The 12,976-nt window shown below is 28.9% G+C and carries 13 protein-coding genes; 8 read left to right on the top strand and 5 right to left on the bottom strand.

The features are described 5' to 3' along the window. Positions 1-156 precede the first annotated feature (156 nt). The gene (porQ, locus tag Q0776_RS16265) at positions 157-1,167 is read left to right on the top strand and encodes a type IX secretion system protein PorQ (protein ID WP_298370593.1); all 1,011 of its coding nucleotides are present in this window, start codon (positions 157-159) and stop codon (positions 1,165-1,167) included. Between the two features lie 2 nt (positions 1,168-1,169). Then, entirely contained in the window at positions 1,170-1,862 is a 693-nt protein-coding gene (gene cmk, locus Q0776_RS16260; RefSeq protein WP_298370590.1) for a (d)CMP kinase, read from the top strand. On the opposite strand, the gene Q0776_RS16255 is transcribed toward cmk, so the two are convergent. Then, on the bottom strand, positions 1,859-2,494 hold the full coding sequence (locus Q0776_RS16255; protein ID WP_298370587.1) for a 7-carboxy-7-deazaguanine synthase QueE: 636 nt from the start codon (positions 2,492-2,494) through the stop codon (positions 1,859-1,861). The genes cmk and Q0776_RS16255 overlap by 4 nt on opposite strands. A 103-nt stretch (positions 2,495-2,597) precedes the next feature. Here Q0776_RS16255 and Q0776_RS16250 point away from each other — a divergent pair, with 103 nt between their 5' ends. Next, positions 2,598-4,118: a helicase HerA-like domain-containing protein gene (locus Q0776_RS16250; RefSeq protein WP_298370584.1), complete on the top strand. Its 1,521-nt coding sequence runs from the start codon at positions 2,598-2,600 to the stop codon at positions 4,116-4,118. A 59-nt stretch (positions 4,119-4,177) separates the two neighbouring features. After that, positions 4,178-4,741, top strand: coding sequence for a hypothetical protein (locus Q0776_RS16245; protein ID WP_298370581.1), 564 nt, complete (start codon positions 4,178-4,180; stop codon positions 4,739-4,741). A gap of 118 nt (positions 4,742-4,859) precedes the next feature. Here Q0776_RS16245 and Q0776_RS16240 read toward each other — a convergent pair whose 3' ends face one another. Then, entirely contained in the window at positions 4,860-6,218 is a 1,359-nt protein-coding gene (locus Q0776_RS16240) for an MBL fold metallo-hydrolase (RefSeq protein ID WP_298370578.1), read from the bottom strand. Between the two features lie 130 nt (positions 6,219-6,348). Between Q0776_RS16240 and Q0776_RS16235 the strand changes: the two genes are divergently transcribed. The 4 genes from Q0776_RS16235 to Q0776_RS16220 are packed head-to-tail and all read left to right on the top strand — an operon-like array spanning position 6,349 to position 9,797. Continuing rightward, positions 6,349-7,458: an HlyD family efflux transporter periplasmic adaptor subunit gene (locus tag Q0776_RS16235; protein WP_298370575.1), complete on the top strand. Its 1,110-nt coding sequence runs from the start codon at positions 6,349-6,351 to the stop codon at positions 7,456-7,458. Then, positions 7,458-8,720 (top strand): FtsX-like permease family protein, encoded by a 1,263-nt coding sequence (locus Q0776_RS16230; protein ID WP_298370572.1) that lies wholly within the window; start codon positions 7,458-7,460, stop codon positions 8,718-8,720. The genes Q0776_RS16235 and Q0776_RS16230 overlap by 1 nt, the downstream gene beginning before the upstream one ends. A gap of 1 nt (position 8,721) precedes the next feature. Beyond that, a complete protein-coding gene (locus tag Q0776_RS16225) occupies positions 8,722-9,396 on the top strand; it encodes an ABC transporter ATP-binding protein (protein WP_298370569.1) in 675 nt (224 codons plus the stop codon). Between the two features lie 41 nt (positions 9,397-9,437). Then, positions 9,438-9,797, top strand: a complete 360-nt coding sequence (locus Q0776_RS16220) for a cupin domain-containing protein (protein WP_298370566.1) — start codon at positions 9,438-9,440, stop codon at positions 9,795-9,797. A gap of 14 nt (positions 9,798-9,811) precedes the next feature. On the opposite strand, the gene Q0776_RS16215 is transcribed toward Q0776_RS16220, so the two are convergent. From Q0776_RS16215 to ffh, 3 genes are read right to left on the bottom strand one after another with little or no spacing between them, the layout of a single operon-like run. Then, positions 9,812-10,528, bottom strand: a complete 717-nt coding sequence (locus Q0776_RS16215) for a TIGR02206 family membrane protein (RefSeq protein ID WP_298370563.1) — start codon at positions 10,526-10,528, stop codon at positions 9,812-9,814. A gap of 36 nt (positions 10,529-10,564) precedes the next feature. Beyond that, entirely contained in the window at positions 10,565-11,440 is an 876-nt protein-coding gene (locus Q0776_RS16210) for a tetrahydrofolate dehydrogenase/cyclohydrolase catalytic domain-containing protein (protein WP_298370561.1), read from the bottom strand. Positions 11,441-11,497: 57 nt separating this feature from the next. Beyond that, positions 11,498-12,829, bottom strand: coding sequence for a signal recognition particle protein (ffh, locus tag Q0776_RS16205; protein WP_298370558.1), 1,332 nt, complete (start codon positions 12,827-12,829; stop codon positions 11,498-11,500). Between the last annotated feature and the right edge of the window lie 147 nt (positions 12,830-12,976).

Raw genomic sequence — 12,976 nt, 5'->3', positions numbered from 1 at the left:
CTGCCACTATGGTGGGAGAGTATGTCACCGCCTTTCTTTTGAAAAACCTTCAATTTAATTATTGAAGGTTTTTTTTTTGTTTGTTATTTTTTTTGAAAAAAATTAACCCAAAATGTATGGTGGGAAATTTAATTAGTTTTATTTTGTAATTCATTTATGAAAAGAATAATTATCATTTTTTTATTAACTTTTAACAGCTTGTTTGCTCAAGTTGGGGGTGAGAGTATTTATAATTTTTTAAATTTAACTGGCTCAGCACGTCAAACAGCACTTGGAGGAAAAGTACTTACTCTAATAGATGATGTTAACCAACCTAATTGGAACCCAGCCACGATTAATAAGAGATTAAACAATAATTTAGGTGTTGGTTATTTAAATTATTTAAGTGATGTAAATTTTTTGTCAGCAGCTTATGCCGTGAATCTTAATGATAAGATTGGTACTGTTCATGCTTCTATTAATTACTTGAATTATGGGAAGTTTATTGGAGCCAATGAGTTAGGCGAAGAAACAGGTAGTTTTGGAGCTTATGATGCATCTTTAGCTATTGCATACTCACATCGTTTATTTAATTCAAATGTTCAAGTTGGTGGTAGTTTGAAATTTATTAATTCTGTAATTGAGAATTATTCTTCATTTGGGTTAGCTCTGGATTTTGGGATTATTTATTATAATGATTCAAGTCCTTACATTGTTACATTGGTTGTTAGGAACATGGGGTCGCAAATATCGGCATATGATGAGGAAAAAGAGAATTTCCCTACACAAGTGGATTTTGGAGTTTCTTATAAACTTGAAAATGTTCCTTTAAAGTGGTATTGTACAATTGATAATATTCAGAAATGGAATATTTCTGAAAGTAATCCTTCAAATGATATTGTTGATATAGATGGAAATAAAACGAAAGAAGAAATATCTTTTTTTGATAATGCATTGAGACACGTTTCTATTGGTGCTGAACTTTTTTCAGAAAGTGTATTTAATATACAGTTAGGATATAATTTTAGAAGATCGAAGGAGTTTAAATTGATTGATAAGAGAACTTTTTCGGGGTTTACTGCTGGTTTTGGAATAAGAATGAAAAAAATTAGGTTTAATTATGCATTTTCAAAGTATCATCCAGCATCCAATGCTAGTACATTTAGTTTACTAATAAATTTGAATTAAAATTGAAAAGAATTACAATTGCAATTGATGGTTTTTCATCTACTGGAAAGAGTACGGTTGCCAAGGAATTGGCAAATAAGTTGGAATATGTATATGTTGATTCTGGTGCAATGTATAGAGCGGTTACGCTTTTTGCGATGGAGCATGGTTTTATTACGGAAAATATTTTTAATCAAAATGATCTTATTAAAAATTTAAAGGATATACAATTAGAGTTTAAATTTAACACATTACTTGGTTTTGGGGAGATGTATTTGAATGGTAAAAATGTTGAAAAAGAAATTCGTTCTTTAGAGGTTTCGAAGTTGGTAAGTAAAGTAGCGGCTATTTCTGAGGTAAGAAAAGTTTTGGTTGAACAGCAGCAAAAGATGGGAGCAAAAAAAGGTGTAGTAATGGATGGAAGAGATATTGGTACTGTTGTTTTTCCAAAGGCTGAATTGAAATTATTTATGAATGCTTCTGCAGAGAAAAGAGCTCGAAGACGATTTGATGAATTAACAAAACGAGGTGATGATGTTTCATTTGATGAGATTTTAAAAAATGTTGAATATAGAGATTATATTGATTCAACTCGAAAAGATTCACCTTTATACAAAGCTGATGACGCGATTGAAATTGATAATTCTGATTTGAATTTAGAAGAACAGTTTGAAATAATTTTAAAAATAGTTAAGAAAAGAATTAGGGAATCTTAAGGGATATTTAAATATTTATGAGTTTGTAATGAAATTTTCCAATGTGGGTTTTTCATTACAAATTCAACAATTAAAGGAGTCATTTTTTCTCTTTTACTCCATTCTGGTTGTAAAAACAATTCACAATTTTCTGATACTTTTGCAGCTTCATTTTTAGCAAATATAAAATCGTGTTTATTGGAAATTATAATTTTAAGTTCATTAGCAACCTTATATATGCCTTCTAATGGCATTTTAGTTTTTTTTGGAGAAAGGCAAATCCAATCCCAATTTCCGCTTAATTTATATGCACCTGAAGTTTCGATGTGAGTTTTAATATTATTTTTCTTAAGTAGAGAAGTTATATAATCCAAGCTCCACATTAAAGGCTCACCTCCTGTTACAACAACAGTATTTGCGTAGCTTTTGGCATTTTCAACAATTAAATCTGTTTTTGTGGGAGGATGTAAATTAGCATTCCAACTTTCTTTTACATCGCACCAATGGCATCCAACATCACAACCTCCAATTCTAATAAAATAGGCGGCTTTCCCAGTATGAAATCCTTCACCTTGAATTGTGTAAAATTCTTCCATTAAAGGCAACATTTCACCTTTATTTATTTCTTCTTGAATTTGGGCACTAATTTTCATGGTGCAAATATAGACATTAGCTTTATATTAAAATAATGGAATATAATTTCTATTGAAATTTTTAATTTGACTTATATATGTTATTTTTATCAAAAAATATATAATGAGTAGAAAGGAAGATTTTTTTAATATTATTACGGAAGGATATAAATGTAAAGGTGATTATTTAACATTTGGCTCTGCTATTTTAGATGGTGAAACTTTGAAAGATGCTTTTGTAAATGTTCCATTGAAAACATTAAACAGGCATGGTTTAATTGCTGGTGCAACTGGTACTGGTAAAACAAAATCGTTACAAGTCATGGCTGAGAATCTTTCAGAAAAAGGAGTACCGGTTTTATTGATGGATATTAAAGGTGATTTAAGTGGTTTGGCACAACCTAGTCCTGGGCATAAAAAAATTGATGAGCGTCATGAGGCTATTGGATTACCATTTGAAGCAAAAAAGTTTCCAGTTGAATTATTATCTATTTCAGAACAAGATGGTGTTCGTTTAAGAGCAACTATATCTGAATTTGGACCTGTATTGTTGTCACGAATATTAGATTTAACGGAAGCTCAAAGTGGAATTGTTTCAATAATTTTTAAGTATTGTGATGATAATAAGTTACCTCTTTTAGATTTAAAAGATTTTAAGAAAATTTTACAATTTGCTACGGCCGAAGGCAAAGAGGAGTTGCAAGCAGAGTACGGTAGAATTTCTACAATGAGTACCGGAGCAATTTTAAGAAAGTTGGTTGAAATAGAACAACAAGGTGGTGATTTGTTTTTTGGAGAGCGTTCTTTTGATGTAAAGGATTTGGTAAGACAAGATGAAGATGGTAAAGGGGTTATTTCAATTTTACGTTTAACAGATATTCAAGACAAGCCAAAAATGTTCTCTACATTTATGTTACAATTATTGGCTGAAATTTATAGTACCTTTCCAGAACAAGGGGATAGTGGAAAACCAGAATTAGTAATTTTTATTGATGAAGCTCATTTAATATTTAAGGAGGCGTCTAAAGCTTTAATGTCTCAAATTGAAAGTATTGTTAAGCTAATACGTTCTAAAGGAATTGGATTATTTTTTGTAACTCAAAATCCAAAAGATATACCAGAAGATGTTTTGGCACAATTGGGTTTAAAAGTGCAACATGCACTAAGAGCTTTTACGGCAAAAGATAGAAAAGCAATTAAACTTGCTTCAGAAAATTATCCAGACACCGAATATTATGATGTTGATGAATCATTAACACAACTTGGAATAGGAGAAGCATTTGTATCAGCACTAAATGAAAAGGGTATTCCAACACCGTTAGCAGCTACAATGATGAGAGCGCCAATGAGTAGAATGGACGTTTTATCAGATAAAGAGCTAAAACAATTAATTGATAATTCTAGATTGTATTATAAGTATAATGAAGATATTGATAGAGAAAGTGCTTATGAATTGTTAAATGAAAAGATTGAGTCTATTAATGAAAAAGAAGAAGTTGAAAAAAAGAAAAAAGAAGCTTCAAAATCAACAAGGTCTTCTAGTAGAAGTGGAAGAAAAAGTACTCGAATGAACCCAATTTTAAAAGTAGTAACAAGTGCAACTTTTATTAGAGGAGTTTTGGGAATATTAAAGAGAGTTATGTAAATCAAATATTAATTGGTTTCTTTCGTTATATTATAAATTTAAAAATATTTATCTGTTTTATGTCATTAGTGAAAAAAGTTTTTTTATTGTTAGTTTCTATCATATTTATACGATGTGGAAATGATAATGAATTTCTAATAAAAAAAGGAAATGTAGGTAATATAAATAAGAAAACTACTGTACAAGAGCTAAATTCTATCTTTAAAAATGATTCTATTGCAATAAGTGGTATAGAAAATTTGGATGACAAGGAGTTAAATCTAAATTCAACAAATGAACTCATTGTTTATTCCAAAGCAGGAAAGAAAATGTTGGAAATTGTACCTGATAATCAGAGTGATTCTATATCCAAAATAAAAAGTGTCCAAATTTTTGATTCAAATTATAAAACGGATAGGGGAATATCATTAAAATCTACATTTAAAGAAATTAATGAAAACTATATGGTTAACAAAGTTGAAACTACTTTAACCTCGGCAACGCTTTTTATTGATGAATTGAACGCAACAATTTCTATTGATAAAAAAGAATTAGGTTTGAATAGTTTTAGTAGGGAACAAGTTTCTATTGATCAAATACCTGATATTGCGCGAATAAAATATTTTACTATTTGGTTTAATTAATTTGAAACAAAATTTCTAAAAAAAAACTATGGAGGTTCTTTACCGTTTCCAAAATTGAATACTGAAAATTTTGAACCTCCAATTGCTTTTAGATTTATTATTATTATTATTATTATTATTAGTCTAAGTAATACTCATTATCCAATTTCGCAACAGTACATTTCCAGTTTAAAGTTGTTCTAATTTTAATTTTTAAAGCTTGACTTTGATGTGGTTCACCATGATTTATTAAGGTGAGTTTAGGCGGTTTTTTAAAATGTTTTAGCCAATCTATTAATTCGTTTTGATCTGCGTGACCAGAGAATGCATTAATTTTAAAAACTTCGGACTTAATTTTATAATACTTTCCAAAGAATTTTAGTTCGGGATCTCCGGATAGTAAAGATCGTCCACGTGTTCCTTCTGCTTGAAACCCTACAATTAAAATACTATTTTTTTTATCTTCGATGCATTTATCTAAATAATGTAATACTCTACCACCCGTTATCATTCCACTTCCAGCGAGTACAATTTTTGGATTATTATCATTGACTACTGATTTAGAAATTTCTACGTCACTAATTAATTGGACAGTATCTATCATATTTTTTATATCCTCTGATGATAATTTGTGATTGTTGGAATGAGAAAAATAAACATCAGTGGCATTTACACCCATTGGACTATCTAAATAAATAGGTATTTTAGGTAGCTTATTCTTTTGTTTTAATAAACTTAATAAATAAATAATTTCTTGAGCTCGTTCTACTGAAAATGTTGGTATTATTAATATCCCACCTTTTTTGTAAGTATGATTAATATATTCTAGTAATTTTTCATTTATCGAAGTTTTTTCGTGCAATCTGTTTCCATAGGTGGATTCTAGTATCAAATAATCGGCATTTTCAATATATTCAAATTTAGGAAGTAATATTGGATCTTTTCTACCAATATCACCAGAAAAAACTATTATTTTACCGTTAACTTTAAGTAAAACAAAAACGCTACCTAAAATATGACCACTATTTAAAAATTTAAATTCAATTTCGTCATCTACTTTATACCAATTATTGGATTCAACAATTTTAAAATTTTTTAATGCAATTTTTGCATCTTCAACAGTATATAATGGTAATGGTTTGTTGCGCTTGGAATATTGATATTTAGCTGCTCTACGCGCATCTTCTTCTTGAATTTTACCAGAATCAAGCAAAATTATTTTGGTTAAATCTTTTGTGGCCGAAGTGCAATAAATAGGCCCATTATAACCATTTTTAACAAGTACGGGTATATAGCCAGAATGATCTAAATGCGCATGAGTTAAAATTACCAGATCTAATTCCTTTAAATTAAAAGGAAGTGGTTTCCAGTTCTTTTTTCTTAATTCCTTTAATCCTTGAAACAATCCACAATCAATTAATATTTTTTTATAATTAAATTCAAGTAACATTTTGGACCCGGTAACTGTGCCTGCTCCACCATAAAAAGTAAGTTTCATATTTAGAGAATTTAATGAATAAATTAGGTGCTACAATCATATCTAATTTACAAAAAACAAATGAGAATAAATAATTGTAATATAAAGGATTAATGCGTAAATTTAGTAGTCAATTATAAGTTTTCAGCTTATGAAAATAAACAAAAGCAAATTTTATTCTATCTATTTTTTTATTATTATTTCAGCTTTTCAATTATTTTATTCTTGTGATAATAGTGAAGAAAAATTTTCACCTATAAAACAAGATATGGTAGAGTCGGTTTATGCTTCTGTAATAATTCAACCCGATAGTTTGTATAATGTTCACAGTATTGTTTCTGGAATATTAGAATTTAATTTTGTAAAAGAAGGAGATTTGGTTAATAAAAATGATTTATTGCTTCAAATTTCAAATACGACTCCATTATTAAATACTAAAAATGCAAAATTGGCCTTTAACCTAGCTAAGGAAAACTATGAAGGAAGTGCGGCAATTTTAGATGGAATAAAAGATGAAATAATAGCAGCAGATTTAAAATTTAAAAATGACTCTATAAATTATTTTAGACAAAAGAGATTGTGGGATAAAGGAATAGGTTCTAACATTGAATTCGATGCAAAAAAGTTAAATTTTCGGTTATCTAAAAACAACTTACAATTGTTGGAGGGAAAGTATAATAGAACTAAAAAAGAATTACTTTCTATTCTTCAACAAGCGGAAAATAATTATAAATCATCTAAAAATAACACCGAAGATTTTACCATTAAAAGTGCAATAACTGGCAAAGTATATGAATTATCAAAAATGCCTGGAGAGATTGTTTCTAATTTTGAATCTTTAGCAATTATAGGGAGCGCAAATTTTTTTATAATTGAAATGCTGATAGATGAAGTTGATATAGTAAAAATTAAAGAAAATCAACAGGTAATTATAAGTTTAGATGCATATAAAGATGAAGTTTTTGAAGGTGAGATTTCAAAAATTTACCCCAAAAAAGATGAACGAAACCAAACATTTAAAGTTGATGCAATTTTTACTAAATCGCCAAGTAAATTATATCCAGGTTTATCAGGTGAAGCAAACATTATAATAGGAACTAAAAAAGATGTTTTAACGATACCAAAAATATATTTAACCGAAAATAATGAAATTAAAACTTCAAATGGTTTAAAGAAAGTAATAACTGGATTACAAAATATGGAATTTATTGAGGTGGTTTCTGGAATCTCGGAAAATACAATTATTTATAAACCAAAATAATGACAAACTGGAATGTAATAGCATCTATTGCAAAAACACATTTGCTAACCAAAATAAAGCAAACATCAACTGCTGCAATTGGTGTAACTTTTGGAATAGGAGCATATATTACTTTAGTTAGTTTTATGTCAGGATTAAATCAAATGATGGATGATTTAATTTTAAATTTAACACCTCACATTCATATTTATAATGAAATCGAACCATCAGATAGGCAACCATTAAATTTATATGATAAATTTAAAAATAGTTTTAATGTTGTACATTCTATAAAGCCTAAAATGAATCAAAAAAAGATTCATAATGCATTTCCTATTATAAATTATTTAAAAGAAAATGAAAATGCATTAGGTGTTTTACCGCAGTTAAAATCGCAAATATTTTATATAGCTGGATCTATTGAAATGGCAGGAAGTTTAACGGGAATTAAACCATTGGAGGAAGCAACTTATTTTAAATTAGATGATTATATTGTTCAAGGATCCTCAAATGAGCTTCATAATAACTCAAACGGAGTTTTATTAGGAATTGAAATTGCAAAAAAAATGTCACTACGGGTTGGTGATAGAGTGCAAATAAGTACCATTGATGGAGGTGTTTTTCCTTTAAAAATTGTAGGGTTGTATCAAAGTGGAATTGCAGATATTGATGCGATTCAGAGTTTTGCTAACATTAAAACTGTACAGCGCATATTAGGAGTTCCGCAAAATTATATAACCGATATTAACGTAAAATTAAATAATATTGATAAAGCATTTTTATTAGCAAAAAACATTGAAAAACAGTTTAATTTAACCGCTGTTGATATAAATACCGCCAATGCTCAATTTGAAACAGGAACATCTATTAGGAATTTAATTACCTATGCGGTTTCAATTACATTGTTAATAGTAGCGGGATTTGGTATATATAATATTTTAAATATGCTTATTTATGAAAAAATGAACGATATAGCAATATTGATGGCTACTGGTTTTTCTGGTACTGATGTGCAATTAATATTTATGTTACAAGCAATAATAATTGGAATTGTGGGAGGAATATTTGGTTTAGTAGTTGGTTACGGTTTATCTAATTTAATAGATAATATTCCTTTTGAAACACAAGCTCTACCAACGGTTAAAACCTATCCTGTAATTTTCAATATTTGGAATTATGTAATTGGAATTTCATTTGCTTTTATTTCAACTTTTTTTGCAGGATATTTTCCTTCTCAAAAGGCAAAAAAAATAGATCCTGTAACCATTATAAGAGGTCAATAATATGAATTTAGTTTTAGAAACAAATAATATTAATAAATACTTTAAAAAACCTGTACTTTTTCATGTTTTAAAGGATATTAATTTTAAAGTTTCTAAAGGAGAATTTGTTTCAATAATGGGGAAATCGGGTTGTGGAAAGTCTACATTATTGTATATTTTGTCAACTATGGATAATGATTATACTGGAAAATTGTTTTTAAATAATCAATTGGTGACAGGTAATTCAAGACAAGAATTATCGGCCATTAGAAATAAACATATAGGGTTTGTTTTTCAATTCCATTATTTATTATCAGAATTTTCGGTTTTGGAAAACGTTATGTTACCAGCTAAAAAACTAGGAAGAAAAACATTTAAAGAAATAGAATTTGATGCATTACAAAAACTAAAAATGTTACATATAGATCATTTAGCAAAAAAAAGAGCATCTAGAATTTCTGGGGGTGAAAAACAGCGAGTAGCCATTGCAAGAGCATTAATAAACAATCCGTCAATAATTATGGGAGATGAACCCACAGGAAACTTAGATAGTCATAATTCTGAAAACGTATTTAACGTTTTTAAAGAATTAAGTGTGGAGCAAGGATTGTCATTATTAGTTGTAACACACGATGATGACTTTGCTAGTCGTTCTGATAGAATAATACGAATGGAAGATGGAAAAATTATTGTTTAAATAGAGAATTGTTTTATTTTTAGTTTTGAAAAACTTATAGAATGAAAAAATATAAAATTCAAAAAACACCTTTCATTGTTCCAACAACAGATGGAAAGTTAATAGAAGAACATTTTGGTTTGGCTAGTATTGTATCCGAATTAAGTATTGCTCATATGATTGCACCTCCAAATTGGTCTGAACCTTTTCAAACTCCTAAATTTGATGAATACACATACATAATTAAAGGTAAAAAACAGTTTAATATAGAAGGTGATATAGTAATTTTAAATGCTGGGCAATCAATAAAAATTGAAAAAGGAACAAGAATTAAATATTCAAATCCTTTTGAAGTAGAATGTGAATATTTAGCAATTTGTTTACCTGCTTTTTCAATGGACTTAGTGAATAGAGAGGATTAAAACGAATTAAAAAATCAAGTATTTTTCTCGGATCTTTGAAAAGAAAAAGGAAGGTAAAATAGAAAAAAGTAAGGTAACAAAACTAACTCAACAACAATAATATATGAAGGCCAATTACCCAAATAATCCAATGCAGTTGGACCTATTGGCTTATGATTTGTATAAAAATAATTTGCACCGGTAATATAATTAACCAAAAACATAAGAATTATATAAATCTGTAACGCAAAGAACGATTTAAATACACTTTTTAATCTTGGTTTGTAATTATATACAAACGTAACATATAGAATAAAAATTATTAATCCAGCATGTACATGCCAATACTTAAAAAACACAAAATTAGGAAACCCATTTCGTAAATCTGGAGTAATAACAGAATGAGATGTTCCTGCTAAAATCCAAAAAAAAAGTATTTCATAAATAGTTTTGTTTTTCGTTATTGAAAATACGGGAAGTAAAAGAGCAATTATATTGCAAAGATGCAAAGGAAGGTCTTCTTTTATATTAAAACCGTTTAAATAAATTTTAAGAAATGTCCAAACAATTACTGTTGTAGATAAAGAGAAAGCTAAAATATTACCAACAATATATTGTTTTTTCTGATTGATATTTTTAGCCCAATTTATTAATAAGATACCAAAAATAAGATAAAAAATGAAGGCAATCACATGTTGATTGCCAAACATTTCAAAATCTTGGTTGTATTTTAAAAAGTATGATTCAGTCAAAAAAACAATTTTATTGACTAATATACTAAAAGTATTTTAAGATTTTTGTTTGCAAGCTAAAAGAGTATTCTTCATAAGCATTGCAATTGTCATTGGTCCAACTCCACCAGGAACAGGTGTTATATAGGCAGATTTTGGAGCTACACTTTCAAAATGAACATCACCAGCTAAGCGATATCCACTTTTTTTAGTAGTATCACTAATTCGTGTAATTCCAACATCAATAATGGTAACACCATCTTTAACCATATCACCAGTTAAAAATTCGGGAATACCTAAAGCCGCGACAATTATGTCTGCTTGTAATGTTAATTCTTTTAAGTTTTTTGTTCTACTATGAGCTACAGTTACAGTTGCATCACCAGCAGGTCGTTTTTGACTCATTAAAATACTCATTGGACGACCAACTATATGACTTCTTCCAATAACAACAACATTTTTACCTGAAGTTTCAACTTTATATCGTTCTAATAATTCTAAAATTCCGAAAGGAGTTGCAGGTAAAAAGGAAGGTAAATCAAGTGTCATTCTTCCAACATTGGTTGGATGAAATCCATCAACATCTTTATCTGGATTAACAGCCATTAAAACTTTTTGCTCATCTATATGTTTTGGCAAAGGTAATTGAACAATAAAACCGTCTATATCTGGGTTTGTATTTAGTTTTTCAATTTCTTCTAACAATTTTTCTTCCGTAGTTTCTTCAGGTAAATCAATTAATGTAGAATTAAAACCAACTAATTCACAAGCCTTTACTTTTGCATTTACATAAGTCATACTCGCTCCATCGGTTCCAACTAATATTGCTGCTAAATGAGGAGTTTTTTCACCTTTAGCCTTAATTTGTTTTACAGATTCAGCAATTTCTAGTTTTAAATCTGCTGAAGTTTTTTTACCGTCTAATAAAATCATATTAATATAGTTTTCAGTATAAAAAAAGGTAAACTTTATCGGTTCACCTTGTAATTTTTATTTACCCATTCCTTTCATCATTTGCATCATTTGCCTGCCACCACCACCTTGCATCATTTTCATCATTTTACTCATTTGAGTAAACTGTTTAAGTAATTGATTTACTTCTTGTATAGATGTTCCAGATCCTTTTGCAATTCTCTTTTTTCTACTAGCATTAATTGTTCTTGGTTCAGTTCTTTCACCAGGAGTCATTGAATGAATAATAGCTTCGATACCTTTAAATGCATCATCATCAATATCCACATCTTTCATCATTTTTCCAGCACCAGGAATCATTCCCATTAAATCTTTCATATTACCCATTTTCTTGATTTGCTGAATTTGTTTCAGGAAATCATCGAAACCAAATTGGTTTTTGGCAATTTTCTTTTGAATTTTACGAGCTTCTTCTTCGTCGTATTGTTCTTGAGCTCGCTCAACTAACGATACAACATCTCCCATTCCTAAAATTCTATCGGCCATACGGTTTGGATGGAAAACATCAATTGCCTCCATTTTTTCACCAGTACCAATAAATTTAATAGGTTTATCTACAACCGATTTAATTGATAATGCAGCACCACCTCTGGTATCACCATCTAATTTTGTAAGTACAACACCTTCAAAATTTAAAATATCATTAAACGCTTTTGCAGTATTAACAGCATCTTGTCCAGTCATAGAATCCACAACAAATAAGGTCTCCTGTGGATTTACAGCTTTATGAATGTTTGAAATTTCAGTCATCATAGCTTCATCAACTGCTAAACGACCCGCCGTATCAATAATTACAACATTTTTACCTTCAGCCTTTGCGTGTTTAATTGCATTTTCTGAAATTTCTACAGGGTTTTGATTTCCAACTTCAGCATAAACTTCAACACCAATTTGTTCTCCAACAACTTGTAATTGATTTATGGCAGCAGGACGATAAACATCGCAACCCACTAATAAAACGTTCTTGTTTTTTTTAGTTTTTAAGTAATTTGCTAATTTACCAGAAAAAGTTGTTTTACCCGATCCTTGTAAACCAGACATTAAAATAACTGTAGGTGTTCCTGATAGATTAATTCCAACAGATTCACCACCCATCAATTCAGTTAATTCATCCTTTACAATTTTTACCATTAATTGCCCAGGGTTTAAGGATGTTAATACATCCTGTCCTAACGCTTTTTCTTTAACAGTATTTGTAAAGTTTTTAGCTATTTTAAAGTTAACATCGGCATCTAAAAGTGCTCTACGTACTTCCTTTAAAGTTTCGGCAACATTTACTTCTGTAATTTTACCGTGTCCTTTTAATACGTGGAGAGCTTTATCTAATTTATCACTTAAATTATTAAACATGTTTTCGCTTTAATTTTGAGAATTGCAAATATAATAAAAATGGATAAGAAAATATTTTATTAAACATCATTTTATCTTATTCTTAAAAGATTAATTTCTTAACCCTAGAACACAAATTTTTAATTATCAACAATTGATTATTAAATC

This window comes from uncultured Lutibacter sp. (genome assembly GCF_947495725.1).
Classification (GTDB): Bacteria; Bacteroidota; Bacteroidia; order Flavobacteriales; family Flavobacteriaceae; genus Lutibacter.
The sequence above is the reverse complement of the archived record's forward strand: the minus strand, read 5'-3'. Positions and strand labels throughout refer to the sequence as shown.

Bases quoted from the DNA above. Each gene is read 5' to 3' on its own strand.
- porQ (WP_298370593.1), top strand. From the start codon at position 157: ATGAAAAGAATAATTATCATTTTTTTATTAACTTTTAACAGCTTGTTT.
- Q0776_RS16255 (WP_298370587.1), bottom strand. From the start codon at position 2,494: ATGAAAATTAGTGCCCAAATTCAAGAAGAAATAAATAAAGGTGAAATG.
- Q0776_RS16250 (WP_298370584.1), top strand. From the start codon at position 2,598: ATGAGTAGAAAGGAAGATTTTTTTAATATTATTACGGAAGGATATAAA.
- Q0776_RS16245 (WP_298370581.1), top strand. From the start codon at position 4,178: ATGTCATTAGTGAAAAAAGTTTTTTTATTGTTAGTTTCTATCATATTT.
- Q0776_RS16240 (WP_298370578.1), bottom strand. From the start codon at position 6,218: ATGAAACTTACTTTTTATGGTGGAGCAGGCACAGTTACCGGGTCCAAA.
- Q0776_RS16235 (WP_298370575.1), top strand. From the start codon at position 6,349: ATGAAAATAAACAAAAGCAAATTTTATTCTATCTATTTTTTTATTATT.
- Q0776_RS16230 (WP_298370572.1), top strand. From the start codon at position 7,458: ATGACAAACTGGAATGTAATAGCATCTATTGCAAAAACACATTTGCTA.
- Q0776_RS16225 (WP_298370569.1), top strand. From the start codon at position 8,722: ATGAATTTAGTTTTAGAAACAAATAATATTAATAAATACTTTAAAAAA.
- Q0776_RS16220 (WP_298370566.1), top strand. From the start codon at position 9,438: ATGAAAAAATATAAAATTCAAAAAACACCTTTCATTGTTCCAACAACA.
- Q0776_RS16210 (WP_298370561.1), bottom strand. From the start codon at position 11,440: ATGATTTTATTAGACGGTAAAAAAACTTCAGCAGATTTAAAACTAGAA.
- ffh (WP_298370558.1), bottom strand. From the start codon at position 12,829: ATGTTTAATAATTTAAGTGATAAATTAGATAAAGCTCTCCACGTATTA.